This window comes from Pedobacter sp. 01T416_2, assembly GCF_056398925.1.
Genome location: NZ_JBFTQI010000576.1, coordinates 1 through 3,888, shown reverse-complemented (window position 1 = coordinate 3,888; position 3,888 = coordinate 1). Strand labels below are relative to the sequence as shown.

3 protein-coding genes are annotated in these 3,888 nt (G+C 38.1%); all 3 read right to left on the bottom strand.

Going from position 1 to position 3,888, the window contains the following annotated elements; genetic code table 11:
* Window positions 1–255: 255 nt before the first annotated feature.
* Complete coding sequence (locus AC1DPQ_RS20575; protein WP_477581495.1) at window positions 256–1,395, bottom strand: M28 family metallopeptidase; 1,140 nt, start codon at window positions 1,393–1,395, stop codon at window positions 256–258.
* 175 nt (window positions 1,396–1,570) lie between these two features.
* Window positions 1,571–2,509, bottom strand: a complete 939-nt coding sequence (locus tag AC1DPQ_RS20570; protein ID WP_477610719.1) for a DUF6607 family protein — start codon at window positions 2,507–2,509, stop codon at window positions 1,571–1,573.
* 23 nt (window positions 2,510–2,532) lie between these two features.
* On the bottom strand, window positions 2,533–3,738 hold the full coding sequence (locus tag AC1DPQ_RS20565) for a PepSY-associated TM helix domain-containing protein (RefSeq protein ID WP_477610718.1): 1,206 nt from the start codon (window positions 3,736–3,738) through the stop codon (window positions 2,533–2,535).
* Between the last annotated feature and the right edge of the window lie 150 nt (window positions 3,739–3,888).

Below are 3,888 nucleotides of genomic sequence, written 5' to 3'. Positions count from 1 at the left end.
GTTATAAGGCGTACAGGCTGACGAAACGTTGCATCAAATTAAAACAACTAATCTTTTAGGTAAAAATAGCTGACTAAAGGTGTTTTTGCAAATACCAAACGAAAAAATTACATAGCGTTAAAAAGAAGAAGCCCCAAGCTAATGCAATGGGGCTGAGAAAGCGCATATCCCAATGGCGGATAATATTATCCCAATCGGAGAAATCGAGAATTAACGGTTTGTATCTTGATTTAAGGGTTTCGTCATAAAATAAAGTTATTCCATCAGTTTCTGGTTAAATCCAACGATCAGTTTAAACAGATCTTTATACTCGGTAAGCGGTAATGTTTCAGGTTTATCGAACACATCGTGATAAGCGGAGGGACCACCCTGGGTATAGATAAAGAATGCTGGAACACCTTTTTCGGTAAAGAAATAGTGATCGCTGTTGGCTGCTTTACCTCTGGAGTTTATTTTCGAGATGTAATGATTTTGGTTATTGATTGCGTTTAGYAGCGCAAATGCTTTAGGATACACGGATGCATTAACTACCGTCATGCCGGTTTCACCGGTTCCAACCAAATCYAAGTTGATTAGGAATTTAATCCTGCTTAAAGGAATTAAAGGGTTTTCCACAAAATATCTAGATCCCAATAATCCAGCTTCTTCGCCTGCGAAACAGATAAAACCAATGGAGTAGGGCTGGGGATTGGCGGCATAATATTTGGCTAAACTTAATAAAGTAGCTACGCCAGCGGCATTGTCATTTGCGCCGGGGAAATAAGTGTCAGCACCCATTCCACCCAAATGATCATAATGTGCTGTAATGATTAAAATGGAATCAGGGAATTTAGTACCCTTAACTAAACCGCAAATGTTAGCTGCCTCAAAGTTCGGAATAAATTTGTTTTCAATATCAACATTAATTTCTTTTGGTGTTGCGGTAAAGTTCTTTTTGTTAAGCTGGATGGTTGTCATATCACCAACTTCCGTAGCTACAGACCAGGTTAATTTGTCTTTTAATAAAATCTTTAACGATGGAGAAACCTGATAATTAAGACTATCAACCTCGGTTAAATTTGCTTTTTGCTTAACGCTGGGGCTCTCATTGTTTACAATGAAATCTTTACCAGGGATTAGCTTTTGACCATTTATTGCCACCATCATTTTTCCTGGAAATGTATTTACTGGGAAATTAAAATTCTGTTTATAATCAGAGCCCATTGGAAGTAGTCCAATTCCTTGGTAAGCATCAGCAATATAATCGGCAGATTTTTTCATCCCGTCTTTGGTATAACCTCTGCCCCAAAATTGTTTTGAAGTAAGGGTATTTACTACATTTCTGGTATAGGTAGAGTCTTGCGCGAAAGTGTTGATTGCTAAAAACAGGAAGATGATGAAGCCAAATTTTTTCATCTCGAAATTTAGTAATAAAATTAACGACAAAATTGATCGTCACCCTGAATTTATTTTACGGTCTTAATGGATGCTGACCCCGAGCCTCCGGGACAGCATGACGGCAAATAAAAATGGTTGGCAGTTAACGGGCATTGCCATTAGCCATCAACCATTCTCTATAAAAACAATTGTTTTACTTTACCAAATAAGGCTGTAAAGCTGTTTTAATTTTTTCTTTGTTCTGGCTTGCTGTCCATTTTTCTTTAATAGATTGATCGCCCAGGTTAAAAAGTGTTTCGTAAAGCAATTTGCCATTTGCCATAGTTTGTACTTTGAATGTGTTTTGCGAACCAATAATGTCAGCCCAAACACCACGAACATCTGCCCAGTAGGTGTGTTGGCTGGCCCACCATTTTTGCGCATATGCGAAAGTTTTAGGGTCTATTTTCGTAAACTCCTCATAACCTTTTTCAACAGCTAAAAGTTTATCGCCATCAGCAGAACGCACTATTTTTTTATTGTCCTGCTCAAACATCCAACCATTTTTAGTAATGGTAATTCTGCTGCCACGGTTTAACACGTTGTAATCTTTACGCACAGTAGATTCTCTTCTTGGTAGTGGAGAATCTGTTTCGCTCGACCAAGAGTCGTGACCACCAACATGGCTCCATGTTCCRTAACCCTGGTAACGTGGACTATCGTCAACCTGATAAACTTTTTGTGTCCATTTTCCTTTTACATTGGCTGGCGTTAAATTGCCTTTTTTCCATGCATTACCTTCGGTATAAAGCATAATATTGGTGTCTTCATACGTCCAATCCTGGCGCCAGTGTTTAATAACCGTGGTATCATTAATGGCCAACATGTGTTGAATTACAATTCTTTTAGGTTCATCAACAATAATCTCTGCCCATTCGTTACCATGGCTTTCGTAAGGCTTACTGAATTTGTAGTTTGGATCTGGAGCGGTAACTTCACCGTAGTTGAAATTCACTTCATAAAAACCAGCCAATGATTTTATTGCTTTTCTATCCTTTTCTAGTTTTTCTTCCGGAGAGTCAACTTTTGTTTGTGCATTAGTATTAAGGGTAATCAAACCGGTTAATACTAAAATTAGGTTTAAAAATTTCATTTTTATTATTAATTAGGGTGTGCTTAGCTTTCCGCCACTGCGGTATTTTTTTTCTTTTTTCCTTTCCCCCACCAGATAATGAATCCGGTTATGGGTAAGCTTGCTGCAATTAAACTGGCAAAAAAGGCTATTATTTTTCCGGTTAACCCTAAAATGGCCCCTACGTGGATATCGTAATTCATACCGATTACCGTTTCTCCCGCATTTTTTTCTGATTGGTTTGTTCTATGCAATAACTTGCCCGAGTACTGATCGAACTGAAGTACGTCGTAATTCCAAAACGTTTCTCTGCCCCGGTATCCTGTGGCGTAGATGGTTGCCGAACCGCCATTGGCAGGCGACATGGCAATACGATCTTCATTTTTAAATATTTTTCTGGCTTGCTCAAAAGCAATATCAAAAGGAATTGAAGTAATGGTTTTGGTCGAATCTGATTTAACTTCTACCATTTTTGGGGGTGTGGTACTTCCTGAGGCTACTACGTAAACCGTGGTTTGGAACCATTGAAATGCCCAAACCAGGCCGGTTAAGCCCAGCATTAGGCATATCAGCATTACATAAAAACCCAGCACATTGTGCATGTCGTAATTAATGCGTTTAAACTTGGCTTTCCACTTTACTTTAAAGCTCTTATCGAAGTTTGATTTTTTTAGGTTTTTAGGCCACCACATCACCATTCCAGAAATGAGGAGAAATACAAAAATGAAGGTAGAMCATCCAATAATCTGCTGGCCAATGGGATGATTGATCAACAAACTCCAATGGATCATTTTAATTATACCAAAAAACTCATATTTATAATCGGCAACTAAAGTTACTTTTCCGGTATAAGGGTTAATCAGCACAACATCGTAATAATCTATAGAATCGAAATACCAGAATGCCTTAGCGTCGCCAGGTTTATAAACGCCAAGTTCCCATGCCCTTTCTGGTGCTTTATATGCAGAAACAAAGGTGATTTTCTTTTTATTCCCCAGTGCTTTTTCGGCATTGGCCTGTAGTACGCTTAATGGTAGGGTTTTAGGATTTGATGGAACTTCTACAAAAATCTCCTTGTGGCGAATGAGTTCGGTAATTTCTTTTTGAAAAACATAAATACAACCGGTAATGCCCAACATCAGTACGATTAAACCAGATGTGATACCCAGCCATAGGTGCAGCCAGTCGCTTATCCGCCTTAAACGCGATTTCTTGTTTTTTGATTTGGTTGATGTTTTTGTTAGTGCCATTCGCAAAGCTGTATTAATAAAAGAACCAATTAGCCTTTTTTAAGACTAATTGGCTTTAAATTTTATAAAATTTCGACTATTTAACTTCAGTAGTATAAGTTACCAAATGCCAAACTTTATCGTAGTCTTTTCCATTTAATTTTCCTGGCG